Here is a 25,666-nt window from a genome sequence, read left to right as displayed (position 1 = left end):
CGGTGGCAGCGACTTCAAGTGTAGCCGCTTCTTCAAGCTCAAGTCCATAGTGGGTACATAATGCAGCTAGACCTCCATTAAATCCACTGCCAATGGCGGTAAACTTCCACTCACCGGCATGTCGGTATAATTCCCCCACCACGATAGCCGTTTCTGCTGATAAATCCAATCCATACTCAAAACGGAACAATTCTTCCCCACTGTCATGATCCATAATCCGCAGATAAGGGGCAACCAAATCCTTCATGGAATGGCCCAATTTCTCTCCTTCATAAATCGTCACTGATAGTGCTATCTTGGTTACATCTGCGGGAAGTTTGTACAGTGAAATGGTGACAGCTTCTTTATCCCCTTGCGTTAAGGCAGAGTGTGCCACTGCTCCATTCGAGGATAACGGATTTCCGTAAAATATAAAATCCTCATCCCGTTCACAGCGATTCTGCTCTGTCAGTAGAAAAGCAGCTACATCAATGCCGATCTCAGCACTTGCAGTCGCCCAACCGAAATTTAAGGAAAGGCTTGCTACCTTTCTCCCTCTAGTAATATCAACCTTCTGTCCTTTTAAGAGCTGCAATTTGTCATCTCCTTTGTATATTCACTAGATTGTGTTTAGCACCCCACTCCTTTAATATAAACATATATATGATAGATAAGGGGCTTTACTATGGACTTTACAGCAATAGATTTTGAGACCGCTAATTCCAGCCGCTCCAGTGCGTGTGCCTTGGGCCTTGTTCAAGTTAGAGCGGGGATAATTACGGCAGAGCATGACTGGCTAATCGATCCACAACAGCGCTTTGATGGCATGAACATCGCTATACACGGCATTACTCCCTCAATGGTGCGTGGCAAGCCTACTTTTCACGAACTATGGCCAACTATTGAACCCTTGTTGCAAGGTGAAATTGTCGTGGCACATAACGCCTCCTTTGATATGAGCGTCCTGCGTTATTGCCTGGATGGTGCATCTTTGACCTACCCTAACTTCCAATACCTCTGCACCTATTTGCTAGGCAAAAAAATACTGCAAGACCTGCCCTCGCATAAATTAAATGTAATCTCCGCTCATTTCGGCATCACCTTGAAGCATCACGACGCCCTGGATGACGCCCGCGCTTCTGCTGCTATTCTACTAAAACTTATGGAGCAGGAACAGCAAAATGATCCCCTGCTCCTAGCTGGCAGCCAAGGTTATAAGAGCGGCAAGATGTACGCAGGCGGATACAGCGCATTCTCGGCTCCGGCCAAGAAACCTCTCAAAAAACAGTCTGCTAAAGCGAAAACTCCGGTCATTAAGAGAACTTCAACAACAGTACCGCATAACACTTATGAGTTTTAACCTTCATAGTATATTGAACACAAAGAAACCTCTTCATTGTAATGGGTCACTCACACTCCCATCTTACTAAGGAAAGGTTTCTTTGTGTACTTCGTATTTTTAAAATGGATTATGCTCAAAACAGCGGAGAGGACGGAACGATTGCGGAAAAGCGATAGCGTTCGCCTTTGTCTCCGAGTTTCAACCGCTTAGCGGTTCAATCAGGAAACTTGGAGACAACAGCGATTGGAGCAACGGTCCGTTCGCGGAGCGTCCGCCTAAGAGCACCTACCTAAGTCGTACTTAAATCTTCAAACGGTAAACCGCCTTATTCTCCAACCCCCTGATAAAAGGAGTCCATTCCTCTGTCTCTGGTGTTGTATCCAGTGCATCCTCTACCATCTGCAATTTGGCATCCATCGCATCAATATGATGCAAAGCTACTGCCTCAGCCGTTTGTGGCTGAACAGGACTGCCCCATTCCCCCAAATTATGATGAGACAAGACCAAGTGTTGCAAGCCGAGTACTTTTTCCGAATTCAGGTCAATATTTGAGCGAATAGCTGCTTCTGTAATCCAACTGGAAGCCATAGAGATGTGGCCTATCAGCTTGCCTTGCACGCTATAATCCGAAACAATTCCAAGCTGCGAGATCATCTCTTCAGGCTTGGCGATATCATGCAGAATGATACCTGCCGTCATAAGGTCTGAATTGAGAAACGGGCGTTGCTTGCACAGGAATTCGCCAATCTCCAGCATACGTACCATATGATAAGCAAGCCCGGCAAAATAAGCATGATGATGTGTCTTAGCCGCCGGGTAATGCATCAGTTTCTCTTCCACTTTGCCCACACAGAATGCGACGATCGTTGCGATTTCCTGATCTGTAATACTGGCCATCGCCATCTTAATGGTATGAACAAGGTCAACAGGACGAACAGGAGCGGAGCGGATAAAATCCGTTATGGCAACTCCATCGGTATCATTAGCCAGTCTAATTTTATTAACCTTAATTTGGAGCTTTTCACGATACGTATGTGCTATGCCGCTAACCTTAACAAGTGCCATAGGGAAAAAGGTTTCTTTATCGGTCGTGCTGACATCCCAATATTTCGCGGACAGCTGCCCGCTGGAATCACCCAGAATAAGGTCAAAGTAATCCTTTGGAGGAGTACCGTTAGTTTGTTTGAGTGTCAGCTCTCGTAATAGATAAAAGCCGACAAATTCATCTTGCGGAGATAGCTGATTAATAAGTGTCATTTTTGAAGCCTCCCATTAATAACAGGCTTTGAACCTGCTGTGTATATTAAACCTTTGACACGCACCTCCAAAATCCCTTTAAATTACTATACGATCACTTCCCAGAATGATGTGCAAGCAGAAAAAAGGGGTTATCCCCAGCCATTTTTGATGGCTATTGGGACAACCCCTTCATTTCTAATGAAACGACTTATTTACCAGCTGTTTCAAGTGCGAATTTGATTGCCTCTACTATCTTAGCAGAAACAGCCTTCTCAGCGTCATTATTTCCGAATGCTGCCGCACGGTAGCCGTATTTGTGCAAGCTGTTACCAAGCGAAGTCGACTCGATCTCGCTCTTCACTGCGAGTTCAGCAGGTGTCAACTGATTTAATGCTCTTACCTTGCCGTTATTATCAAGATAATAGACGAGCATTTTAACAGGAACACCATATTCAACCGTAACCATAACGTTAACGGTCTTGTCGTTACTTGCACCGATGAAAGTTCCATCGAAGTAAGCCGCTTTGTTCGCTTCTACTAGTTCAGCTTTTCCGTAAGCTCTATCAACTGCAGACTTTAACGCATTACTGCTGCTGGTTGCGCCTGATATTGCGTCTACCTTTTGTACTGCATCTCTTGTACCTGCAGCAAGGAAATTTGTAGTTAGCTGAGGAATAGCCTTTTGAACTTCAGCATAAGCTGCCTTTCCTAAATCTACAAGGTTCATACCTACACGAGATAGTGAAACATTAACAATTACTCCATTACGGAGTGTAACATCCGCTCTGTTGGTTCCTTTATCATAAGCATCACCAAAAGCGGTGAAAGTACCATCTTTATAAGTACCTTGCAACTTAGAAGCATTTGTTAAAGCATCTGTCAGTGCTGCTCTAGCCGCTGCAGACAACGCTTCCTGACCCGTGATATCAGCTAATTGAACGCCTTTTTCAGTCAGGCCCGCAGTTAATTGCTCAACCAGTGTTTTTTGCTCAGGAGTCAGCTTATCATCAGCGATCAGCTTCTTATCAGCCCCGAACAAGCTTACTTTAACAGCTGTTACTTGGTCTGAAACAATATCAACCAGTAACAAAATATTTGATTGGTTATCTACACCGGCAAATTTACCATCAAAATATTGACCTGCTGTAGGAACCTTAAGCGCTTTCTCGAATGCTCTTTCTACAGCCTGGTTCCAACCATGACTACTTTCAGTAGCACCGGAAATTCCGTCTACCTTCTCTTCATAATTAGCAAAATAAGAGCCATTTGCCAGCAATTTAGCTGTCATTGGAGCATTTGCCTTTACCACTTCAGCATACGCAGTAGCGCCTCTGTCGATCAGATTATTTCCTAGTCTGAACAATTTCACATCAACCAGCTTGCCATTGCGAATCACAACGTCAGCTCTCTCTACGCCTACACTTCTAGCAGTACCGTAAGAGGAATAGAAACCATCTACGTAAGCCGAAGTATTGTTAATTATTGCGTTCTGCTCAGCATCCCAGAATGCATTAACCGCAGCTTTGAAGTCAGCTTCAAGGCCTGCTGTAGGTTGTGCAGCTGTACCATTAGCAAGCAATGCAGGAGTTATCGCTGCGATCGCTGCTTTTTGTTCAGCTGTGTAAGTTTTCTCATCAACGAAATCTCCAGCGCTATTCAAAGGGTATACCTTAACAGCTGTAAGCTTATTGGCATCGTAAGATGCAAATACAGCATATTTGCCTTCAGGATCTACACCCATGTGATCGCCTTCGAAATAAGTTGCATCTGCTGGTTTAACTTGAAGCGCTCTTTCAAACGCTCTATCAACCGCTAATTTCCAACCTGTACTAGAGCGAGTTGCACCGGAAACTGCATCTACTGCTGCTGCTCCGTCTCTTGTCTTGCCGAGCAGTCTGTCTTTCATTAATGAATAAGCAGGCCATATGCCACTGTAATTGTTACGGGCGTCTCTGTCGATTATCTTAGGACTTGTTCTCAACAGCTCAATGCTTATGATCTTTCCGTCTTTGATTGCGATTTTGGCACCTTCAGTACCTTTGGAGTAGGCATTGCCATAAGCTACGTAAACTCCATCTTGGTATACGCTTTCTTTTACAGTAACTGGTTTAGCCGTTGCTGCTGGTTTAGCCGTCGCTTTTGGCGTTGCTGTTGCCTTTGCCGTTGCTGCCGGTTTTGCTGTTGCTTTTGGTGTTGTTGCTGGTTTTACTGTTGCTTTTGGTGTTGCTACAGGTTTTGCTGTTGCTTTTGGCGTTGGTTTTGCTGTTGGTTTTGCTGTTGGTTTTGGTTTTGCTGTTGCTTTTGGTGTTGCTGCTGGTTTTGCTGTTGCAGCCGGTGCTTCTTCCGAAGCTGCTGATACGGCATCCACCTTTAAGTTAAGAGCAGGTGCGTTAATCGTGTAAGCGATTGGCGACAACAATAATGCCGCGCTGATAGTTAATGTAATTAGTTTTTTCAATGCTTATTCTCCTTTACCAAATCCCCAGTAATATGTAGCTTTTCTAATAAAACTCTACCATTTATGATGTAGCACCTTTATGATGTTCCGCCCCTTCTTATGAAGAAACATATACTCTTCATAAGAGGTCATCCCCCCTCTCACGCTCTTGCTAGACCCATCCCACAAATAAAAAAGAATGCATCTATTTCATCAAATTTCTTTAAAGGTGAATTAATTCACATAAGAAGATTTACGTCATCTTTCGGTAATTTCTGGCTTGATGTTATCAAACTCATCCAACTTTTCTCTGTATATAAAATCACATACCCTATAAGAAACATCACTATTTGCTGTTAACATTAAATGCACATATTAATTATCGCTCAGATTCTCCCATATCCTCCTTCTTATGAAATTAAGAGAGATACATTTTTTGTATATTGATAAGCGAGTGAGCCGGCTATACCTATTGTTTCTTGCGGGGTATAGACGGCTTATTGGAATGGAATGAGCTCTATATAGCAACAAGTATGGTCCTAGGCAGTCAATAGTTTGTATTTCTCAGTCAGCTCTTGAAACCACTGTTTATCCTGCAGGGCCAGTGCGAAATCAATCAACTCCGCGATCTCGCCAGGCTGTAATTCCGGTGAATCATGAAAGCTCACCTCAGCCATAGCATTGGCTTCACCATTGGCACCGTCTGCGAAATCAAAAGAGAAGCTCAGCTTAATGTCGCTCTCCAGAAATTCGTTGCGAAGGAAATACAATACCTCACACATCAGAACAGGTCTAATATGATTATCAGCGAAGACACATTCCATAACCTTTGCCCAATAATGCTGATTGCTGAGGTGTAGCTTATCATTCGTCAAGAGATATTTCTCACCCTGAAAATCATTAACAAATCTCAACTCCAGCGGCTCCATTTTAAAAATACCGGCAATCTGCTTCTTTGTAACATTCACGATGTCCTGCGTTTCTAATTTGATCATCTCTCATGCACCCCATCTCTCTTATTTGGACTTTCAGTAACTTCTCTGCCCATTCGCAATTTAATAATAATTTTAATTAATTTAACATTAATATCGTCACTTTGCAGCAGTTTGTTAATGATTTTCATAAAAAATGTTTCAAATTATGTTGAAGTGGTTAATTTTCTATCATTTTTCTGCATTTTCTAATCATTTGTCTAGTAATTCCAGAAGAAGTAGCTTTCAGCAGGGAAGAAAGTATAAAAAAACGGGGTGTTCCCCGCAGCTATTGCTGATGCCGGAACACTCCGTTTCCTATATGAAAGGTCAGATTTTGATGAAGGTATCCAGCAGTCCAATCCTAAGAGGGTAACTCTTCGCAAAATAAAGGAACTAACTGTATTCCCTCTTCCGGGGAAATTCGTACCAGACCTTTGTCAGATAAGCGCAAGGTTGGTATAACCGCCAGCGCCAGGAGGGACAACGTCATAAATGCATAATTCAAGGTGCAACCTGCTTCATACAGTGCCTTACTGATCGCAGCCGACTGAGCCGCCACAATTTCAAAGGGCTCCGCAGACATGAGTCCGGCAATAATTAACGGGAATAAGGTTACCCCGGTTGCTGTAATAACAGCAACACCACCTTGTGCATCTGCTACAGCGTTAGCAGCCTGGGCCATCAGCTCATCATCATTCCCGATTACGAGCACATTATGACTGTCATGGGCCACGGTCATGGCAATAGCCGCCCGTTCATGGAAACCAATCCCCTCAACTACACCCACCGATTTGTTACCGGTACCTTTATGACGTTCCAAAACAGCGATTTTACAGAGGCCATTACCCGCGCCCACCTGCAGCTTACTCTCGATCACTGGAAGGTTCACAATCAATTCGAGGGTCTCCACATGATTCTCCAAGACTTTAATAACCCGAGTAGCGAGAGAACCAGAAACAATGGGGGCATGTATTACAAAATCTTCTGCAGTTGGACGTGTCGGCAGATGAACAGAAGCCAACACCTCGGCTGGATATTGGAACGAAGGCAGAGCGACCGTCATCACGCCATTCTCAGCAACAACAATACCCGCCGCAATCGTGAGTACAACGTTGACATCTGCCAAATTTCCGTCCAGCAAAATAATATCGGCACAGGAGCCGGGCGTAATCGAGCCGATATCCCGGCTTAAACCGAAACGTTCAGCCGTATTAATCGTCGCCATCTGAAAGGCGGTGACAGGCTTTACGCCTTGTGAAATGGCATGGCGAACTACAAAGTCCATGTGCCCTTCATCCCGCAGTGATTCCGAGCTGCGATCATCAGTGACCAGCATCATCCGCCGCGAATCAAGTCCATGCTCTGTGTGAGCTGTAATCGTCTTCGCTACATCATGCCAGGCGGAGCCACGGCGCATTTTGGCATACATTCCTAGCCGGACACGCTCAATTACATCCTCCGCCGTAACACACTCATGATCGCCGGTCACCCCAGCCGCTGCATATACCGGAAGTCTCCAGTCACTGGAGGGCCAGGTAAAGTGACCATCTGCATATCTGCCTGCACGCAGCGTGGCCTGAATTTCACCAAGCATTTTCTCATCACCATACACAACTCCGGGGAAGTTCATCACTTCACCCAGACCGATCACATCTTCGCCCCAGGTATAGGCTTCCGCCACTTCTGCCGGTCCAATGGAAGCTCCGGTCGTTTCGAATTCCGCACCTGCAGACGGTACGCAAGAGGCTACCTGCATATAAGCGGCCAACGGTGTGCCGCGCATCTCATCCAGCATCAGCTTAATTCCCTTTAGACCAAAGACGTTCGCAATCTCATGGGCATCGAAGAAGCCGCCAGTGGTGCCAAGCGGCAGCACTGCGCGGGCAAATTCAGTCACAGTCAGCTGTGTGCTCTCTATATGACAATGTCCGTCCAACAATCCTGGAGCGATATATTTACCACTCGCATCAATCACCTGTGTTCCTTCGCCTATCATATGTGAGACATCCTTGCCGACATAAGCGATTCGTCCGCCCTGAATGCCGACAGACATCCCTGCCAGAATTTCACCGGAACAGACATTGACCAGCTTGCCACCTGTTATAACCAGCGTTGCCGCCTGATCGCCACGAGCTGTAGCCACGAGCTCGGGCACACAGTCTGCTAAAGGTTTTCTTTTAAATGTCATATCCATTCCTCCTTCGTTATTCTCCATAATATTATGCAACATATAAATCCTTATATTTCAAGAAAAACGGCTTCAACGTCCCTCACGGGACGAAAGCCGTTTCTGTGCTAAAGTGAGACAGTTCCTTACTGCGGTACTGCCCGATTCCAACTCTTCCATCGGCTAGTGTATTCCACCGATTATCTTATGTTTGCCTCATATACGTCAAGTGCCGCCTGAACGGCAAGGCCGCAGGGTAGTGAAACTCCATGACGCAGCAGAGTGGCTTCGAGTGCGCCTAGCACCCGCAACACGTTATTCTCACGGCAGCTGAAGCCCATTGTACCAATGCGCCAGATTAAACCTTTTAAGGGTCCGAAAGAACTGGCAATTTCTATCCCAAACCGCTCCAACAGCATGGAACGTACCGATTCCCCGTCCACTCCCTCTGGGATGATTACACAGGTGACAACCGTTAGCTTGCAGGAAGGGTCTCCATACAATTCAAGCCCCATCGCCGTTAAGCCGGCTACAAGCGCCTTCTCATTCAGCACATGTCTGGCAAATCTCTCCTCAAGGCCTTCCTCAAGAGTGAGCCGCAAACCTTCCCTCAGCGCATAGAGCATAGAGGTCATCTCTGTATGATGATTCAATCGCAAAGGGCTCCAGTAATCCTGCAGCATACTTAAATCGAAATAATTGCTACGCACAAAAGAAAGCTCTCCCGGTTGAACTTCGCTGGTTCTAAGTCCACGTTCCACCCGTTTGCGGGTTAATAGCTTGGCTTCAGCACGCTCATTATACGTAATCGGTGCCATTCCCGAGGGGACGGATAAGCATTTCTGCGTACCCCCAATAACCGCATCCAACATCCAGGCATCCGTCTCTACAGGAACACCTCCAATCGTGGCTACAGCATCCACAATGAACAAAGCGTCCAACTCACGGCAAGCCCGCCCGATCTCTGCCAGCGGCTGCACACGACCTGTAGAAGTCTCGCCATGGACCATCGCTACCACATTTGGCTTGAAGCTATGCATGGCCGCGATAACCTCACCCGGTTCAAATACACTGCCCCAGGTTTTCTCTATGACGAATACCTCTGCGCCGCAGCGCTCAGCAATCTCATGCAACAGATGTCCAAACCGGCCAAAGATCGGAATCAGCACGCGATCCCCCGGTGCAATAAGGCTGACCATGACCGCTTCGATGCCGGAGCGTGAAGTCCCATCTACGGGATAAGCCCACTGGTTGCCTGTAGCGAACAATTCCCGCAGCATTTCCATCGTTTCGTTCATGATACTAGTAAACTCCGGATCAAATTGTCCCAAGATTGGAAATGACATCGCCCGCAGTACACGCGGATCAACCTCCACCGGTCCTGGGGTCATAATACACCGCAGTGACGGCGACAAATCTTCGTACCGCTTCATGATATCTCTCCCTTTCAATTCTCCAAATAGGCCAAATCATATAAAAGTGCTGTCAGTACATTGAGCCCAGCAGCGAGCTGTTCCGGTGATGAATACTCCTCCGGTGAATGGCTGATGCCATTCCGGCTTGGCACAAATATCATCGCAGTCGGACACCGTGGGGCGAAGAGCTGGGCATCATGCCCTGCACCACTTACCATATTGCAGTATGAACTGCCCTGGCTCTGGCAAATGTCCTCCAATACACCACACAGCCCGAGGTCCATAGGAGCCGGGATTGTATTAAGCCTTGTAGTAATATCTATCTCCAAGCCACGTCTTACAGCAATCCCGTTAAGGGTTGCTAGAATGTAGATGCAAAAGTTCTCCAGTTCAATTGCTTCACTATGGCGAATATCCAAGGTAAACAGAACCTCGCCCGGTATGACATTTGGTGTATTCGGAAATACCTCCAGCCTGCCCGTTGTAGCCACGAGAGGAGCTCCCGTTTCTGCTGCTGAGCGTTCCAGCTCAACCAGCATTTCAGCTACACCGGCAAGTGCATCCTGGCGCATTGTCATGGGTGTCGTACCCGCGTGATTTGCGGTACCGCCAACCTTGACTACATAACGTCTTTGTCCGACAATCGCCTGCACAACGCCGATCTCTGTGGAAGTCTTTTCCAGTAAAATCCCCTGTTCAATATGCAGCTCCACAAAAGCACCGATATCATCTCTGACACCCGAACTCCCGTCCGTATCCTTATCAGCATCAACCACTGTGTCGCTTTCCAAGCCGCACTCTGCCATTGCAGTCTTCATCGTTATTCCATCAGCATCGGCGTTATCCTCCGCCTCACTTCCGTTATACATCCCGTTAACATAACCAGAACCCCAGTAAGTAAGCGGAAAACGACTGCCCTCTTCCTCGCAAAAGGATACCACCTCCAGCGACCGCAACGGCTGTCCGAAGGTTCGCTGCAGATAATGAAGCGCGGTCATAGCGGCAGCTATTCCATAACTCCCATCATAATCTCCGCCATTCACAACAGTATCGATATGAGAGCCGGTTAAGATCACCTTTTCCTCTGACTTACTGCCCTTTAGCCGTCCGTACACATTGCCAACCTTGTCAGTCCTAACCTCCAACCCGATCCGGGCCATTCGCTCCTGCAAAAAAGCTTGGGCCTGGCTCCACTCCGGTGTATACAGCAATCTCGTAACCCCTGGTCCCGGAGCGCTGAAGGCTGTCATCTCTTCTAACAGCTTCAACATTTCTATGGTCGGTGCCTGAATTATAGGAGCATTCATACGTTATTTAATCCCTCCCCGTACTTGCAGCCATTGTCCACTATCCGCTGATACCACTCCATCTTCAGCAGTATAGACAACAGTGCCCCGGCAGATTGTAGCAGCCACCTTGCAGGAAAGAGTCATACCCATATAGGGACTATGCTTATGGCGATACTTCAGGTCCTCTGCAGCAAGCGTATATGAATGTTGAGGGTTCAGCAGAACCAAATCTGCATCAAGACCGAGGGCTATGGAGCCCTTGCGATCCTGTAATCCAAAGCGCTTAGCTGGCAACCCAGAGAGCAGTTGTGAAATTAGCGTTATCGGCAGCCCGCGTACGTTCACTCCTTCATGGAACATCAGCTCCAGACTGCTCTGCGCACCGGAAATACCACCCCAGGCTTCAGCAAAAGAGAGCCCATGAGCAACCTTAAGCTCTGTTGGGCAAGGGGAATGGTCCGATGCGATCAGGTCAATTTTGCCTTGGGCCAATACCTCCCATAACTTCTCTTGTTCCTCCACACTTCTCAGTGGCGGTGCGCATTTGGCTACGGGTCCGAGATCTTCCATATGCGTTTCATTTAAGATCAGATAATGGGGACAGGTTTCTGCCGAAACATCTAGCCCGCGTTGCTTGGCATCATAAATCATTCCGATGGCAGCAGCAGTGCTGATATGGACAAAATGGAGCCTGCACCCTGTTCGTTCACTATATAGCAGCGCTCTAGCCACGGCTTCCCATTCCGCTTCAGGCGGACGAGTAGCAGCGAAGTCGCGTGCGCTGTTTAGGCCGTTGCGCAGGGCATCTGCCGACAACGCAGCAGTGATATCCTCACTCTCCGCATGCAGGGCTAGAATGCCACCAAGCGAGGCGATTTTCTTCATCCCCTGATATAGGGTATCATCATCCACCTCACGGAAACGCCCCTCACCCTCACCCCCAGGATTGGACAAAAAAGCCTTAAACCCCGTAACTCCTGCCGCTGACAACTCCTTCAGATCTTCCAGATTACCAGGCACTAGACCGCCCCATAACACATAATCGACAGCAGAGTTTCCGGCTGCAGCTTCTGCTTTGAGGATGAGCGCCGCCTTGTTCACCGTAGGTGGATTCCCATTTAGCGGCATATCCGCATAAGTCGTACAACCACCGGCCGCCAGCGCCGCCGAACCGCTGCGAAAGCCTTCCCAATGCCCAAAATTCGGTTCATTAAAATGAACATGCATATCTATCATACCTGGCAGCACATATAATCCTGTTGCGTCGATGACCTTGGTATCCGGGGAAATATGGAGCTGTTCGCCTAATGCGACGATCTTCCCAGCAATCACTCCCACATCCAAACCCAGCACTTCATCAGGCAGCACTACATTCCCATTCTTGATTACAAGCTCATACATATCCTTCATAGAAGTGGTCATCTCCTTCTTCAAGTATCCTCTAGCTGCCCCGATATGTACTGTACCCTCCGGGAGCAACAAGAAGGGGCACATGGTAATGGTCCGTAACGTTAGTTATTTTAAAACGAATGGGTATTTGTTCGAGAAAAAAAGGAGTTTCAGACTCCATCACATCTTCAGAACTCGTTGCATCCACACCCAATCTTGACTGGATGCTGCGAAAGTAATCGCCAGCCATAAACAATAGTTCATAGCTTCCAGCTTCCATTTGCGCACCTTCCAGCAGTGGTGCATTGAGTCTGCCATCCGCGTTGGTTACTGCTTCAAGCAGGAGTTTTCCCTGTCTGCCCTCAAGCCTCCATAGTTGCAGCACCATACCCGTTGCGGGAAGCCCCTGTGACAAGTCAAGCACATGCGTAGTCAGCCGTCCGCTCATAATAAGGTTCCTCCGTCCATTATCAGATCCCGCAGGCGGAACTTGGTGATTGTGCCGATTTCATCAAGCGCCTGCTCCCATTCCTCCTGTAGCGAACGGTTTACCCTCTTTGATATAGCATTCATAATATCCTCTTTATTTTTACCTCTTACAGCTAAAATGAAAGGGAAATGGAATTTATCCGTGTACTTTTTATTCAAATCATTCAATAGTATGAATTCTTCAGGTAACAGTCGATCTAGTCCGGCTCCCTGTTGCTCCGCCGCAGACAGTGGGGTAACCTGCAGTTTGGTAGCCAGATCCGGGTGGGCCCTCAGCAGTGCTTCAATTTGGCTCTGCTCAGCAGTCCTTGCTATTTCCAACATGGTGCTATGCAATTGGTCCACTGATCGAAAGGGGCTTTGCTGGAAAGCTCTTTCTGCTACCCAGGGCGAATGCTCAAAAATCCCGCCAAGACTCTCCACAAACTCCATCCTGCTCATACTATTAATCTTTTCCAGTGTTAAGGAAAATATAGACATCCCCATATTAACCCACCTTTTCCGAACATATTATTGAAAATATGCAATTATATTCCTGATTATTTAAAGAAAAATCCAGCTTCTTGTATTCAAACATCTATCAGTATCGCTGCCTAAATTCCGTTAGCCTGCCCTGCTTTTAGATGTACGAAATACAATTACTGGATTGTTGAGTTTAAAACCGTTGTTCGCGAATATAAGGTACTCCCAGCGCTTCCGGTGTTCCGGAAGGCTTATTGCGGTTGCGGTAACCAAGGTACATTAATACCAATATAGTTACGATATACGGAATCATTTTGAGGAAATAAGACGGCACCACACTTCCTAACAGTTGGATACGGAAGCCCAGTGAGTCCAAGGCACCGAAGAAATAAGCGCAGAACAAGGCACGCAGTGGATTCCATCTGGCGAAAATAACCAACCCAACCGCGATCCAGCCACGACCCGCAGTAAGCCCTTCATTCCAGGTCGGTGCGTAAGCCAGCACCATATCGGCACCAGCAAGACCAATTAATGCCGCACCAGCTATCACATAACTGTAGCGGATCAACTGTACGCGAATTCCCATAACGTCTGCCGTCGCGGGGCTATCCCCCACCGCCCGCAAATGCAGGCCCCATGACGTACGGTGAATTAGCAGATGCAGTACTAATACTAACAACAGGCTGAACCATGTCAAGTAATCCATATTGCTGAATATTTTACCGATTACAGGAATCGGCTCCAACCAGCTCATGTGCAGCTTAGGCGATGTTCCCGGCAGCGGAATACCACTGATCGGCTTACCCAGATAGGCGCTCAGCCCACTGCCAAACAAGGTCATGGCAAGTCCCGACATCGTCTGGTTCGCTCGGAGCGTGACACATAAGAATGAATGCAGCAGACCCAGAACAGCGGTCACCGCCACCGTGGCCAGTAGAGCGACTATCAGACTACCAGAGCGGATATAGACGATACAAGTGATTACCGCCCCCATTAGCATCAGCCCTTCGGCACCCAACTGGATAATTCCAGCACGTTCATTCAGAATTCCGCCCAGTGTCGCCAGCAACAGCGGCGTTCCTGCGGAAATAGCAGCTATTAATAACTGTGTAGTAAAATCCATGGGTTAAACTCCTTCCTATTAATTCAAACTATGCGTTCCGGCGTATGCGGAAACGGTGAATCATATCGCCGGCAATCAGGAAAAACAGGATGGAGCCCTGCAGCATTTCCGAAATGGACGAAGGCAATCCTATGGTCTGTACACTGAAACCGCCAACGATCAGGCCACCGAACAGGATGGATGTTACGATTAAGCCAACGGGATTCAGTTTGGCGAGCCATGCGACTATAATGGCCGTGTATCCGTAACCCGGCGATATGCCCTGCATTAGCTTATGGGTAACACCAGATACTTCAGCCATTCCAGCTATACCTGCCAATCCACCGCTGATTAGCATTACGATAATAATATGGCGTTTGATATGAATACCTGCATAACGGGCAGCCGTGGGATTGGCTCCAATCAATTTAAGCTCGTAGCCCCACTTGGTAAATTTGATCATCAAATAATAAATAACCACGGCAACAAGACCAAACAACAGACCAATATGCAGTCTCGACGTTCCGAGAACAGGTAGCGACTGGGCATCCGTGAACATCGGGGACCCCGGGAAATTAAAGCCCTTTGGATCTTTCCAGGGTCCAAACACTACATAATCAAGTGCCAACAGAGCCACATAATTCAACATCAGCGAAGTGATCAGCTCATTGACTCCAAAATGCGTCCGTGGAACCGCAGTCAGCAGACCCCAGAACGCCCCAGCGGCAAAACCAAACACCAGCATCAGCGTAATGGCCCAGAATGAAGGCAGATCCGGAAAATAAATCGTTACTGCCGTCGCAGCCATCGCACCCACTGTGAGCTGACCTTCAGCTCCAATGTTCCAGACCGATATTCGGTAGGCCACTGCAATACCAAGACCGCATAGGAGCAAGGGGATCGCTTTAACCATTGTTTCGGTGAAGCCGTAGGCAGTCCCGAAAGCGCCATGGAACATTTTCTGATATACGGTAACTGGACTCATGCCATTCGCAGCAATAAATATGGCACACAGCAGCAAGGCCAGGATTACTGAGAGAATCGGTGTCCACCAAGGGGAGCGAATCCGGCTTGAATCATATTCGAGGCGAAAAGACATCCGTTTAGCGGGTTTAGAGGGAGTCGGCTCAATCACTGCAGCATTGCTTACATCCTTCGGACTCATACTGCACTCCCCTCTCTGCCCTTAATACCAGCCATTAATAAACCAATGGTCTGTCTATCCGCGTCTTCGTGAGTTTCTTCACCAATAATCGAGCCATTATAAATAACCAATATCCGGTCGGAAAGCTGGAGCAGCTCATCCAGATCCTCCGAGATCAGCAGCACACCGCTGCCCGAGCTACGCAGTTCCATCAACAGATCATGAACACCAGCCGTAGCGCCTACGTCCAGACCCTGAGTCGGGTGAACAGCGACCATCAGCTTCGGCCGATGACTAATTTCACGGGCGAACAGCAGCTTTTGCTGGTTACCGCCTGACATCTGCTGCACTGGTGTATCCAGCTCTGCTGTTTTGACGTTGAAGCGTTCGACCAGTTCTTGAGACCATATCCGATTCTTGGCTGCCTTCAGAAATCCGAACCTGGAATGCTCTTCACTGCGGTAGGACTTGAACAACAGGTTATCAACAGAGCCTAGACGTCCAGCTAAACCACTCTTCATCCGGTTCTCTGGCACATGGGAAATACCAGAATCAATTGCGCCCCGTACCGAAGCTGATTTTACCGTATTGCCATCAAACGTAATCTCTCCGTTCTTCCACGTCCTAAGCCCCGTCAACACTTCTGCCAGCTCCTTCTGCCCATTGCCAGCTACACCGGCTACACCTACAATTTCTCCATTGCGTACAGTCAGAGACAAGCCATCCAGAGCCTTGCGGCCATGATCGGCGAATACATCAAGGTCCTTCACAACAAGCAGTGTTTCACCTTCCGTGATCTCCCGCTCCTGCCGGGTGATCGTTACTTCTCTACCCACCATAAGGCGGGCCAACTCCAGCTCATCGGTATCTGCTGTTGTTAGTGTGGCGATCATTTTCCCTTTGCGCATGACGGAAATACGGTCTGAAGAGGCCATGACCTCTTTCATTTTATGGGTGGTCATGATCACAGTCTTACCTTCACGCTTCATTACCTGTAGTGTTTCGAATAGCTGTTCCGCCTCGCCTGGAGTTAGAACAGAGGTCGGTTCATCCAAAATAATAATATCAGCGCCGCGGTACAACGTCTTCACAATTTCCACACGCTGCTGTTCTCCTACAGATAATTGCCAGATAGGACGATCTACCGGGAATTTCAGCCCAAAACGCTCTGCCAGCGCCTCAATCTCTTGATGTTTGTTCTTGATCCATTTGCTTCCGCGCCAGAAAGACGACTTTTCGCCAAGCACGATATTTTCCGCTGCCGTGAGACTTTGCACCAGTCTGAAGTTCTGAAACACCATGCCAACGCCGAGCTGTGCCGCATCCTTGGGGGAACGGATTTTGGCAATTTTACCGTGAATGAGAATTTCTCCTTCATCTGCTCTGTATACGCCTGACAGCATGCTCATGACCGTGCTCTTACCTGCACCGTTCTCACCAAGCAGCGCGTGGATCTCACCCGCATTTGCCGAAAAGTCGACTTGATCGCTTGCCGTCACTGAACCGAATTTCTTCACAATCCCTTGCAGTTCAACCGAATGTTCCTGCATCAATGAACGCCTCCTTTCCCACTCTAGTTGTAGTACGGGTGGGGAAGATCCCTCACAAACAGGAACCCGCCCCACCCGTAGGTGTGCATGAATATATGATTTGGAACGATTATTGCGGGATGGTTCCTTCTACGCCCTTGACAAGCCAGTTCATCGCAAGCACTTCTTCAAGTGTCAGCTTTTGGCCTTCTTGAACCTTAACATTGCCTGCAATGTCAGAGATTGGACCTGTGAAGACATCGAGATCGCCACTGATAATTTTGGCTTTGGCATCCTCTACCAACTTCTTCACATCATCCGGAACCTTGTTACCAAAAGGAGCAAGCTCGATCATCCCGTCAATCATATCTCCGGAATACTGTTCGCTCTTCCATGTTCCATCCATTACAGATTGCACAGCTTTCACGTAATAAGGGCCCCAATTCCATACTGGGTTAGTCAAGTAATTGTCTGGAGCGTATTTGCTCATGTCAGAGTCATTACCCCCAGCAAAAGCACCACGTTCTGCAGCAGCCTGCAGAGTAGCAGGTGAATCCTGATAGGCCAGAAGCACGTCTGCGCCTTTATCCAGCAAGCTGATTGCTGCCTGACGCTCTGTCGTTGGATCATACCAGGTATTTGTCCATACTACGCTGACTTTAACGTCAGGATTAACGCTTTGTGCACCAAGTGTATAAGCGTTAAGATTATAAATAACCTCGCTGATTGGAAAAGCTCCAACATAACCGAGCTGATTGTTCTTAGTCATTTTACCTGCAGCAATACCGGTTAAGTAACTGGCTTCATAGTTCTTACCGAAATAAGTACCCATGTTTTCAGAAGTTTTGTAACCGGAAGCATGCAAGAATTTCACATTTGGAAACTTCTTGGCTACATTAAGTGTATAGTCCATATATCCAAAGCTTGTTGTAAATACGATATCGTGGGATTGTGCAAGCTCCGTGATCATGCGTTCAGCATCGGCACTTTCCGGAACGTTCTCTACGAAGTCTGCTTTAATGCCAAGCTCCTTCTCCATATACAGTCGGCCTTGATCATGCTGATACGTATAACCGCCGTCACCTGGAGGACCGATATAGACAAAAGCAACGGTTGGCTTCTTAGCCGCTGGCTCAGTTGTTGCTGCCGGCGCCTCTGTTGCTGTTCCTGCATTTGCTGCAGGCGCTTCGGTCGCATTAGCATTAGACGCAGCGTTATTATTACCGCCACAACCTGCTAGAACCACCGCCAATAGGAATATTAATACGAAACTGAAAGAAAATACCCGACCCCTTTGTATCATAATTCTCCTCCTCCAATGCAATCTCTCATAATGGCTACAGCCAATAATGTATCTCTACTATACTTATGCATAGTCGCTACGTAAATTTATATAACATACGTTTGTATCATACTATAAAAAAAATCACTTTTCTTGTGCTTTATGCACGAAAGACGGCGAAAAACTACTTAAAATATGTGATATTTTATAACATTAATCTGGAAATCTAGAGGATCTACCCTATTTCCAGTTCCTCAGATTCCCTTCTTCACAAGTTTCACTGAATTGCCGTTGCAGGTCAGCATCCATAAAAGAGTGATTAGAATTCGCCTCCAGAGTAATCCCTTTGTAATCAGGCGAATGCAGAATTCCAACTGCTCCATTATCCCCATCCAATCCCTGAAGCACAGGAAACAGAGCACTGGAGAACAATGTTGGGGGCATGCCTGAACCTTGATTTGAACTTGCTACAAAATCCAGCTCCGGTGAATGTTCAAACGTTTCTATTAATTGATTCACTAAAGACGTGGTAATAAAAGGCTGATCTGCTCGCACTACAACAACTCCATCTGGCTGCATAGGCAGTACCGCATTAAGTCCACAGCGCAGCGAGAAAGACAATCCCAAGTGCGCAGTTAGACAAGTTTCAATACGTCTAGCCCCCATATCGCTCGCAGTAGGAGGAAGCCATGCCAGTGTATCATCGGCCCGCACTACAACAATCAGTGGTTCCAAATTACAACGATCCAGTTCACTAAGGATGACGCTTCTGAGAGAAGCCTCCTGCGACAGCTGGAGAGAGACCTTCGACTCTCTCGTCCGCCTGTTCTGCCCTGCCGCCAGGTATATTCCTGCTATTTTCATCTTTCCCCCTCCTTTTTATAACCTTATGTGATCCGCCCTTCTAACTCAGATCATTCCGGCGATTTTTCAGCCCCGTCCCAGCATTCTGCGGAACATAAACACTAACTTCAATCTCATTAAGTCACTTATTTTTTTGAAATCGACATCCAGCAATTCGCTGAGCTTCTCAATCCGGTAGGTAGCTGTATTACGATGGATAAACAGCTTTTTGGCGGTCTCATTCACATGACCGTCGTTCTCCAGATAGACTTCCAGCGTGTGCAGCATTTCTTTTACATACTCCGGCTCCCGGCTAAGCAAACCCCGCAGACTTCCATTGATGTATTTCTCCATCACTTCCGAAGGCAGTTGACCCAGAAGTAGGTCAAGTTCAAGCTGCCGATAATGGACAACATTCCCGTGCCCACCCCACTTTTGGACCATTTCCATACATTCTTTGACCTCAGCAAAAGCTTCCTTCAGACCTTCAGGCTTTGTCTTGCAGCTACTGACCGCCGCCCGCGGAACATACCCATTATCAAACTTCAGGTTATGAAGACAAGCATTTATCAGTTCCCGAAACTGTTCTGGACTATGCCGATCTCCAGGGTATAGCGACAAGAGGCCTTCATCGACAATAACATGTATCGCCTTCATCTCCAGCAATACAGGATGTTCGATATACTCTTCCTTTAATCTAAGCAGCTCACTTTGGCGTGCTTCTCCGGTAGCAATCGTATCGGTCAGCACAAACTGAAAGGGTGATAATAGCAACTCAACCTCCAGCTTGACTGCCGCCTCTGCCAATTCCCCGCAGGACATACCACCGTTCAGACAACGCCGCAGCAATCCACTGAATTCACGATGCTCTGCCTGCTCAAAATAATCCTCATACCCGGATTGAATATGAAATGATATAAGCTCGGCACCTTGAACGAACAGGCTTTCTTCTACTGGGAGCAGCAATGGATCAATAGAACAATAGATTAGATAACCGGAGCATTCATCCCCCTGTAGAAACGGTATGCGAAAACCCGGCTTGTCGCCAATACGAAAGCGCTGATTCCGCTTCTGCCAAGGCCAGCCTTCCAGCAACTGTGGCTCCGTATACTCAGAATTATTATAGACAACGCCACCCCTGGCGCTAATTATAGCAAGCGGATGTTCGATCACCTCAGACACGGATTCAAACAACGGACGGTTCCGGCCAGAACGCAGGGCGAACCGCATCAGCTTTCTCTGTTTCTCCATAATGCTCTGCAGAACATTTGTGCTGCGCGCATGCTCAGCACGGAACAGACCATTCATCTGATCGGAAAAGGTAAACTGGAAGGGCAGCTCGATCAAAGGGAAATTCAGCATTTCCGCCTCGGCAATCAGCTTCTCCGGCACAGCATCCCAAAAGCGTCCCAGTTTGATGCCTAGACCCGCGGACCCTCTTCGATTCAGTGTCTGTAACAGAGCTGACGCATCTTCCAAATTATCTTTAATCAAATACGCTGTCGTAAGCAGCATTTCTCCTTCCTTGATCCAATCTGAAATGTCGGGAGCATCCATCACATTAATCGACTTGATAATCCGGTGTTTCCCTTTGGATCCGGCAATAAGTTTTGCTTCGGATAAAGGATAAATGGACAACGCTTCTTCAACTGTAAGATGCATGCCACCCCTCCTTATATAAAATCATTTTCAATTATACGATCCACAATGTTACTTTATGTAACATTATAGAGAAAATGAATCCTATTGAAAAGAGAAAGTTGAAATTATCACTAAATTATGTTAGATAATATTACGTATGACACACAATATTAGAATATTCCCTTTGGTAAGTTGATATTTATTCACGCAAAAAAACTCCCAAGCCCACTAAAATAGCGGTTCCGGAAGTTCTATTGAAGTTTTCTTTTAGATTATTGCCAGATATTATTAACCCAGGACAACAATCGCAGATCCTGACCATGTCCTCCAATCACAGAGAGTCCCAGCGGCAGACCGCAATCCGAGATCACCGGCAGTGTGATCTGTGGTAGATCCGCCAACCCTGCGATGCAGCTGAGCATCATCGCTCCGCTGCGGTTCTGCTCGAGCTGCTGCAAATCTCCACCGAGCAGCGGTGCAGGCCCGGGTACAGTCGGAATCACGAGACAGTTCTCCTCCCCAAGCAGTAGCCTCAGCCTCGCTGATATAGTCTGGCGTATCGTCTGCGCCAGACTATGATCCTTTCCCGACAGGCTACCCGCCCAAGCGAAGCGAGCGGCAATATCCGGCCCGAAGGTGGGCTTCATCTTCTCAATCCAGGCACCATGAGTCGCCCATATTTCATCGCCTTGCAGCTCTCGGAAGATATCCATCCAGCTCCTAAGTCCTTCTGTCGCTATTTCCATTTCGCTTGTGCTGTCTGCTCCAGCCTGGAGTTGCCGCAGACTCTCCATTAATCCTCTTGCACTTTCCTGCTCAGCAAGTGCCCAACAATCCGTAGCAACATAAACCTTCGCCATCGTGCTCTTCCTTTTTTCTTCTGAACCTAGCAACACTGTGCCTACCTTCTGCAGAACATTAACACTATCTGCTATCCAACCCACCGTATCAAAGCTCGGAGCGAGCGGGATCACCCCATCCATCGCTACTACTCCATGTGTTGGACGAAAGCCGTATACTCCGCAATAGGCTGAGGGAACACGAGTGGAACCCCCGGTATCTGTACCTAGAGCGAAATCCACGCTCCCAGCGGCTACGGCCACTGCCGAACCGCTGGAGGAGCCGCCGGGTATACGGTCCAGTGCGCGGGGATTTACCGGTGTGCCATAATGATAGTTCTCGCCTCCGAGGCTGTACATCAGTTCATCTGTATGTGTAGCTCCCTTCAAGGATGCTCCTGACAACAGCAACTTCCGTACCGCAGTAGCATGGTTTGATGACGGTTCATGGCTGCGCAACCAGTCTGGATTACCGGCAGAAGAGCTGTGACCAGCAACTGCGAATACATCTTTTACCGCGAAGATCAGTCCATCCAGTGTCCCGTGTCCGAGCTTCGAAACCGCAAGCTCTGGTGCAATATAAGCACCATACCGATTGTTCATAAGCCTCTGTTCCCCTCCATATCTCCCGTAAGCCCGGGGACCCGTCCTTTTGTATCTCTCCATCATACCTACCATCCAATCGCCGCCCCGTCACAACGCGGGTCAGTTCCACCGCTGCGGTAACCGTTGCTATCAATGGAGATGACATGGGCGTGGCCGACTATCCCATCATATTCGTCTACCTCACGTACCAGATGTCCAGCTTCCGTAAGCTCTGAAAGCACCTCGTCAGCTACCCTACTTTCTACCTTTAGCTCTTGCGTAGGCTCGCCCCAGGTTCTGCCCCACACAAATCGCGGTTCATCCACAGCTGCTTGCGGGTTCATGCCATAATGCAGCATCCGTGTAAGCAGCAAAGTTTGGGTCTGTGGCTGTCCTTCGCCACCTTGAGTGCCGTATAGAATAGCAGGCTTGCCATCCCGGCACGCCATGGCAGGCATCAGTGTATGGAAGCTGCGCTTGTGCGGCTCCAACGTATTGATAGATCCAGGATCAAGCGAGAAGAATGACCCTCTATTCTGCAGCAGGATTCCCGTATCTCCTGCCACGACTCCTGATCCGAATTCAAAATACAGGCTCTGGATAAAAGAGACCGAATTTCCCTCCGCATCCACCACTGCCGCATAAGCCGTATCCCGGCCAATCGGCTCACTGCTTAGGTTTGCCGCTTTTTTCAGCGAAATTGTAGCAGCCAGCTCAGCTGCATAGCTCTTATCCAGCAAATGATCCAGCGGAATGTGGCTGAACTCCGGATCGGTAAGCACCTTATCTCGATCGCGAAAGCTTAGCTTCAGCGCCTCAATCAGCAGATGATAGTATTCATAGGAACCATGCTTGATTGCACCAAAATTGAAGTTTTCCAGTATATTCAGGCTCATCAACCCGGCAAACCCCTGCGAATTCGGGGGGACTTGATAAACCGTATGACCATGATATTCCGTTGAGATTGGCTCAGCCCAGTTTCCCTGGTGATCCGCGAAATCATCCCGTGTAAGATACCCGCCCGCAGCCAGCATATAATCACAAATATCCTCCGCGATCTTGCCCTTATAAAATACATCCCTGCCACCGGCCGCCAGGCTCCGCAGCGTTGCCGCCAGCTGCCTCTGGACAAATCGGTCTCCCGTCGCTGGAATTACTCCACCCGGAATGTAGATCGCAGACGCTTCCACTGACAGTGCAGCACCTGCGAGAAGCGTATTGTTCCGTTGGTCCGGCGATAGTGGAAAACCTTCGGAAGCGTAGCTGATCGCTGGCTCCAGCACCTCTGCCCAGCTGAGGCGACCATATTGATGCAGCATAGCCTCCCAGCTGTCCACCATCCCAGGCACCGTAATGGCGCTCTTGATTCCCCGTCTTGGGATAGAGGATTCACCAGCATAACGGCCTCTGTTGACTCCATAGCCTGAGCGTCCACTGCCATTGTAAGCCCGGACACGCCCTTCAACGGCGCTATAGGTTAACCAGAAGGAGTCGCCTCCAAGCCCAGTCATATGCGGATACACAACAGCCAGTGTGGCACTGACAGCTACCGCTGCATCAAAGGCATTACCCCCTAGCTGCAAAATGCGGGCACCTGCTGCAGAAGCTAAATAATGGGGGCTGACTACCATTGTCTTCGTGCCTATTACAGGTCTCTTCGTCATGCTTCCCATCCCCCTCTAAACATGTCGCCTAGTTAGTGCTATTTAACATTACATGAAATTCATCTGTCAATCGGTTAGGAAAGAACGTAAATTCTAGCAGCGCTTTTTGTGATCCATGCACAAAGATTACGTTCTATGTATTGTAATTGCTAGTTAGAATCATACGATTTGTATAGAATAGCTCTAAAGTAGGGGAGGTCTCACATGAAATCGATTCATAATGATTATGTAGAATTAACAGTGGCTATGTTCAGAACCGGGATACTCGGCTACGGTGGAGGACCCTCCGTAATTCCTCTGATCCGACATGATGCCGTTACCCGTTACAACTGGTTAAATGATGATGAATTTGGCGATACACTGGCGATAGCCAATGCACTTCCGGGCCCTATCGCTACCAAAATGGCCGCTTACTTAGGCTATAAACTCCGGGGTGTAAGGGGCGCTATCCTGTCTGTCCTGGCCCATATCCTGCCCAGTTGTATTGCAATGATCGCATTGCTGTCAGCTGTCAATTATTTAAGTGGCTCTAAAGTGGTGGCCGGGATGATTGCGGGGGTATCTCCTGTAATCGCGGTGATGCTTGGATTGATGGCTTACGAATTTGCGCAAAAAGCCTATAAAGGCTTGGGGAAGATTATGGGCGTAGCCTTATTCCTGCTGGCCTTGCTCTTACTTGAAGTGCTGCACGTGCATCCGGCAATTGTCATTCTGCTCTATCTCGCTTACGGAACGGTCCATTTTCGAATACTCGCCAGGAAGAATCAAGGAGGGACACCCTAGATGGAATGGCTAAAACTGATTTACGGATTTTTTATGGCTAATCTGCTAGGTTATGGTGGCGGACCTTCCTCCATTCCTCTGATGTATCAGGAAATCGTTCCACATTATGGTTGGCTCACCAATGAGCAATTCTCCAATATGCTGGCACTGGGCAACGCCCTGCCCGGTCCGATCGCTACCAAAATCGCCACTTATGTGGGCTATGATGTTTATGGTTGGATCGGGCTGGTCGTCGCTTTGTTGGCTACCATCGTTCCTTCCGCCACGGCGCTTATCATCCTGCTTGAGGTGATGCAGAAATACAAGCAATCGCCTGTAGTTAAGGGAATGACATTGCTGGTACAACCCGTTATTGCCGTGATGATGGCTGTGCTAACTTGGAAAATGGCCAAGGGTCCCGCGGACTCCATCGGAATTTGGCAGACCCTGATTATCGCTGCGATTGCTTTTTGGGCCATGAAGCATCTCAAGCTTCACCCTGCCATAGTGATCCTTGCTGCTTTTGCCTATGGCGGGCTTGTGCTCCGTTATACTGTATAATTATTTCAATATATAATGCGATAGCACAGCCTGTACCTCATAGATATTCACAGATTTGTTGAACGTCTTCTTTACCGGCACTGCACTGCTGGAAATATAGAGACATAACTCTGCATCCAGGTCAAAGTGCCCGGCAGTCTCGACTGAATAGTGCGAGATACTTTTGTAAGGGATGGAATGATACTCCGTCTTCTTCCCGGTTATTCCTTGTTTATCTACTAGAATAAGCCGCTTATCCGTAAAAATAAACATATCTCTAATCAGCTTATAAGCTCGTTCAATCTTCTCCTGAGGGGCAAGAATCTGTGCATATTCCTGTTGTACAGCAGCAATATCCACCTGAGAAGCGTTACCGAGCAACCCGTCAAAAAGTGCCATAAGTTATCCTCTTTTCGTATAATAGATTTAGCGGGTTGTCCTCCGCCATAGAACCATATTATTGTAATAATATTAGAATATGCAATGAAAATCATCATTATTTACACAAGGAACTAAGCCATTTCCAGCTTTGCCCCTTGCTTATTCTGTAATA

General features: G+C 47.8%; 21 protein-coding genes and 1 pseudogene. 3 read left to right on the top strand and 19 right to left on the bottom strand.

The window, feature by feature from the left end:
- Positions 1-58: 58 nt before the first annotated feature.
- Positions 59-574, bottom strand: a pseudogene (locus GJB61_RS31500) (TerD family protein); the annotation flags it as partial.
- Positions 575-664: 90 nt separating this feature from the next.
- Here GJB61_RS31500 and GJB61_RS03380 point away from each other — a divergent pair.
- Entirely contained in the window at positions 665-1,339 is a 675-nt protein-coding gene (locus tag GJB61_RS03380; RefSeq protein WP_154117035.1) for a 3'-5' exonuclease, read from the top strand.
- Positions 1,340-1,621: 282 nt separating this feature from the next.
- Here the strand turns inward: GJB61_RS03380 and GJB61_RS03375 are convergent, their stop codons facing one another.
- From GJB61_RS03375 to ggt, 17 genes are all read right to left on the bottom strand, one after another.
- Positions 1,622-2,578 (bottom strand): 3'-5' exoribonuclease YhaM family protein, encoded by a 957-nt coding sequence (locus GJB61_RS03375; protein WP_154117034.1) that lies wholly within the window; start codon positions 2,576-2,578, stop codon positions 1,622-1,624.
- Positions 2,579-2,768: 190 nt separating this feature from the next.
- Positions 2,769-5,018: an FMN-binding protein gene (locus tag GJB61_RS03370; RefSeq protein WP_154117033.1), complete on the bottom strand. Its 2,250-nt coding sequence runs from the start codon at positions 5,016-5,018 to the stop codon at positions 2,769-2,771.
- 518 nt (positions 5,019-5,536) lie between these two features.
- Positions 5,537-5,992 (bottom strand): IDEAL domain-containing protein, encoded by a 456-nt coding sequence (locus GJB61_RS03365; protein WP_154117032.1) that lies wholly within the window; start codon positions 5,990-5,992, stop codon positions 5,537-5,539.
- Between the two features lie 340 nt (positions 5,993-6,332).
- Positions 6,333-8,159: an adenine deaminase gene (locus GJB61_RS03360; RefSeq protein ID WP_420819723.1), complete on the bottom strand. Its 1,827-nt coding sequence runs from the start codon at positions 8,157-8,159 to the stop codon at positions 6,333-6,335.
- 179 nt (positions 8,160-8,338) lie between these two features.
- The gene (locus GJB61_RS03355) at positions 8,339-9,571 is read right to left on the bottom strand and encodes a pyridoxal-phosphate-dependent aminotransferase family protein (RefSeq protein ID WP_154117030.1); all 1,233 of its coding nucleotides are present in this window, start codon (positions 9,569-9,571) and stop codon (positions 8,339-8,341) included.
- A 14-nt stretch (positions 9,572-9,585) separates the two neighbouring features.
- Complete coding sequence (locus GJB61_RS03350) at positions 9,586-10,860, bottom strand: Zn-dependent hydrolase (protein ID WP_154117029.1); 1,275 nt, start codon at positions 10,858-10,860, stop codon at positions 9,586-9,588.
- A 3-nt stretch (positions 10,861-10,863) separates the two neighbouring features.
- A complete protein-coding gene (gene allB / locus GJB61_RS03345) occupies positions 10,864-12,252 on the bottom strand; it encodes an allantoinase AllB (protein ID WP_154117028.1) in 1,389 nt (462 codons plus the stop codon).
- 31 nt (positions 12,253-12,283) lie between these two features.
- On the bottom strand, positions 12,284-12,679 hold the full coding sequence (gene uraH, locus GJB61_RS03340; RefSeq protein ID WP_154117027.1) for a hydroxyisourate hydrolase: 396 nt from the start codon (positions 12,677-12,679) through the stop codon (positions 12,284-12,286).
- Positions 12,676-13,206 (bottom strand): 2-oxo-4-hydroxy-4-carboxy-5-ureidoimidazoline decarboxylase, encoded by a 531-nt coding sequence (gene uraD, locus GJB61_RS03335; RefSeq protein WP_154117026.1) that lies wholly within the window; start codon positions 13,204-13,206, stop codon positions 12,676-12,678. The genes uraH and uraD overlap by 4 nt, the downstream gene beginning before the upstream one ends.
- Before the next feature lie 169 nt (positions 13,207-13,375).
- Positions 13,376-14,305 (bottom strand): ABC transporter permease, encoded by a 930-nt coding sequence (locus tag GJB61_RS03330; RefSeq protein WP_154117025.1) that lies wholly within the window; start codon positions 14,303-14,305, stop codon positions 13,376-13,378.
- Between the two features lie 28 nt (positions 14,306-14,333).
- The gene (locus tag GJB61_RS03325; RefSeq protein ID WP_154117024.1) at positions 14,334-15,449 is read right to left on the bottom strand and encodes an ABC transporter permease; all 1,116 of its coding nucleotides are present in this window, start codon (positions 15,447-15,449) and stop codon (positions 14,334-14,336) included.
- Entirely contained in the window at positions 15,446-16,978 is a 1,533-nt protein-coding gene (locus tag GJB61_RS03320) for an ABC transporter ATP-binding protein (RefSeq protein ID WP_154117023.1), read from the bottom strand. The genes GJB61_RS03325 and GJB61_RS03320 overlap by 4 nt, the downstream gene beginning before the upstream one ends.
- A 109-nt stretch (positions 16,979-17,087) precedes the next feature.
- Positions 17,088-18,260 carry a BMP family ABC transporter substrate-binding protein gene (locus GJB61_RS03315; RefSeq protein WP_154117022.1) on the bottom strand — a complete coding sequence of 391 codons (1,173 nt, stop codon included), beginning with the start codon at positions 18,258-18,260 and terminating at the stop codon, positions 17,088-17,090.
- A gap of 219 nt (positions 18,261-18,479) precedes the next feature.
- Complete coding sequence (locus tag GJB61_RS03310; protein ID WP_154117021.1) at positions 18,480-19,103, bottom strand: NTP transferase domain-containing protein; 624 nt, start codon at positions 19,101-19,103, stop codon at positions 18,480-18,482.
- Positions 19,104-19,169: 66 nt separating this feature from the next.
- Positions 19,170-20,744 carry a PucR family transcriptional regulator gene (locus tag GJB61_RS03305; RefSeq protein WP_154117020.1) on the bottom strand — a complete coding sequence of 525 codons (1,575 nt, stop codon included), beginning with the start codon at positions 20,742-20,744 and terminating at the stop codon, positions 19,170-19,172.
- A gap of 251 nt (positions 20,745-20,995) precedes the next feature.
- Complete coding sequence (locus tag GJB61_RS03300; protein WP_154117019.1) at positions 20,996-22,165, bottom strand: amidase; 1,170 nt, start codon at positions 22,163-22,165, stop codon at positions 20,996-20,998.
- Positions 22,166-22,233: 68 nt separating this feature from the next.
- The gene (gene ggt, locus GJB61_RS03295) at positions 22,234-23,811 is read right to left on the bottom strand and encodes a gamma-glutamyltransferase (RefSeq protein ID WP_154117018.1); all 1,578 of its coding nucleotides are present in this window, start codon (positions 23,809-23,811) and stop codon (positions 22,234-22,236) included.
- A 204-nt stretch (positions 23,812-24,015) separates the two neighbouring features.
- Here ggt and GJB61_RS03290 point away from each other — a divergent pair, with 204 nt between their 5' ends.
- Positions 24,016-24,594: a chromate efflux transporter ChrB gene (locus GJB61_RS03290; protein ID WP_154117017.1), complete on the top strand. Its 579-nt coding sequence runs from the start codon at positions 24,016-24,018 to the stop codon at positions 24,592-24,594.
- A complete protein-coding gene (locus tag GJB61_RS03285) occupies positions 24,595-25,134 on the top strand; it encodes a chromate efflux transporter ChrA (protein ID WP_154117016.1) in 540 nt (179 codons plus the stop codon). It begins immediately after the preceding gene.
- On the opposite strand, the gene GJB61_RS03280 is transcribed toward GJB61_RS03285, so the two are convergent.
- Positions 25,135-25,512 (bottom strand): PH domain-containing protein, encoded by a 378-nt coding sequence (locus GJB61_RS03280; RefSeq protein ID WP_154117015.1) that lies wholly within the window; start codon positions 25,510-25,512, stop codon positions 25,135-25,137. It lies immediately after the preceding gene.
- Positions 25,513-25,666: the final 154 nt, after the last annotated feature.

This window comes from Paenibacillus monticola (genome assembly GCF_009664975.1).
Taxonomy (GTDB): domain Bacteria; phylum Bacillota; class Bacilli; order Paenibacillales; family Paenibacillaceae; genus Paenibacillus_AQ; species Paenibacillus_AQ monticola.
The sequence above is the reverse complement of the archived record's forward strand: the minus strand, read 5'-3'. Positions and strand labels throughout refer to the sequence as shown.

Coding starts and splice junctions, on each gene's coding strand:
- GJB61_RS03310 (WP_154117021.1), bottom strand. CDS start 19,103: ATGAAAATAGCAGGAATATACCTGGCGGCAGGGCAGAACAGGCGGACG.
- GJB61_RS03360 (WP_420819723.1), bottom strand. CDS start 8,159: ATGACATTTAAAAGAAAACCTTTAGCAGACTGTGTGCCCGAGCTCGTG.
- uraD (WP_154117026.1), bottom strand. CDS start 13,206: ATGGGGATGTCTATATTTTCCTTAACACTGGAAAAGATTAATAGTATG.
- allB (WP_154117028.1), bottom strand. CDS start 12,252: ATGAAGGATATGTATGAGCTTGTAATCAAGAATGGGAATGTAGTGCTG.
- GJB61_RS03320 (WP_154117023.1), bottom strand. CDS start 16,978: ATGCAGGAACATTCGGTTGAACTGCAAGGGATTGTGAAGAAATTCGGT.
- GJB61_RS03315 (WP_154117022.1), bottom strand. CDS start 18,260: ATGATACAAAGGGGTCGGGTATTTTCTTTCAGTTTCGTATTAATATTC.
- GJB61_RS03305 (WP_154117020.1), bottom strand. CDS start 20,744: ATGCATCTTACAGTTGAAGAAGCGTTGTCCATTTATCCTTTATCCGAA.
- GJB61_RS03380 (WP_154117035.1), top strand. CDS start 665: ATGGACTTTACAGCAATAGATTTTGAGACCGCTAATTCCAGCCGCTCC.
- ggt (WP_154117018.1), bottom strand. CDS start 23,811: ATGACGAAGAGACCTGTAATAGGCACGAAGACAATGGTAGTCAGCCCC.
- GJB61_RS03375 (WP_154117034.1), bottom strand. CDS start 2,578: ATGACACTTATTAATCAGCTATCTCCGCAAGATGAATTTGTCGGCTTT.
- uraH (WP_154117027.1), bottom strand. CDS start 12,679: ATGAGCGGACGGCTGACTACGCATGTGCTTGACTTGTCACAGGGGCTT.
- GJB61_RS03300 (WP_154117019.1), bottom strand. CDS start 22,165: ATGAACAATCGGTATGGTGCTTATATTGCACCAGAGCTTGCGGTTTCG.
- GJB61_RS03280 (WP_154117015.1), bottom strand. CDS start 25,512: ATGGCACTTTTTGACGGGTTGCTCGGTAACGCTTCTCAGGTGGATATT.
- GJB61_RS03285 (WP_154117016.1), top strand. CDS start 24,595: ATGGAATGGCTAAAACTGATTTACGGATTTTTTATGGCTAATCTGCTA.
- GJB61_RS03325 (WP_154117024.1), bottom strand. CDS start 15,449: ATGAGTCCGAAGGATGTAAGCAATGCTGCAGTGATTGAGCCGACTCCC.
- GJB61_RS03330 (WP_154117025.1), bottom strand. CDS start 14,305: ATGGATTTTACTACACAGTTATTAATAGCTGCTATTTCCGCAGGAACG.
- GJB61_RS03365 (WP_154117032.1), bottom strand. CDS start 5,992: ATGATCAAATTAGAAACGCAGGACATCGTGAATGTTACAAAGAAGCAG.
- GJB61_RS03350 (WP_154117029.1), bottom strand. CDS start 10,860: ATGAATGCTCCTATAATTCAGGCACCGACCATAGAAATGTTGAAGCTG.
- GJB61_RS03290 (WP_154117017.1), top strand. CDS start 24,016: ATGAAATCGATTCATAATGATTATGTAGAATTAACAGTGGCTATGTTC.
- GJB61_RS03355 (WP_154117030.1), bottom strand. CDS start 9,571: ATGAAGCGGTACGAAGATTTGTCGCCGTCACTGCGGTGTATTATGACC.